This is a genomic window from Emticicia sp. W12TSBA100-4 (assembly GCF_040253585.1).
GTDB lineage: Bacteria > Bacteroidota > Bacteroidia > Cytophagales > Spirosomataceae > Emticicia.
Window position 1 is genome coordinate 1 of sequence record NZ_JBELAU010000099.1, and the last position, 307, is coordinate 307.

At 47.2% G+C, this 307-nt stretch carries 1 protein-coding gene; it reads right to left on the reverse strand.

What is annotated here, in order from left to right:
- On the reverse strand, positions 1 to 307 hold a 307-nt coding region (locus ABR854_RS25930; RefSeq protein ID WP_502881248.1), incomplete at both ends, for a hypothetical protein.

Sequence of the window (307 nt, forward strand, 5' to 3'; positions counted from 1 at the left end):
TTACTGTCGCATTCGTCCCCAAACCGTTTGACCATGAGTACGTTCCTCCACCTGTGGCTGTTCGGCTTACCGAGGTAGTCGTACAACTTAGATTTTCTGTGCCTGTAATTCCTGCATTTGGCACGCTGTTATCAAGGGTGACATTGGTCGTTGCGGTTGCCGTACAACCATTACTATTTGTCACCGTTACCGTGTAAATTCCTGAACTTGCGATACTTACCGCTGCATTTGTTCCCAAACCATTTGACCATGAATACGTTCCTCCGCCTGTGGCTGTTCGGATTACCGATGTTGTTGTACAACTTAG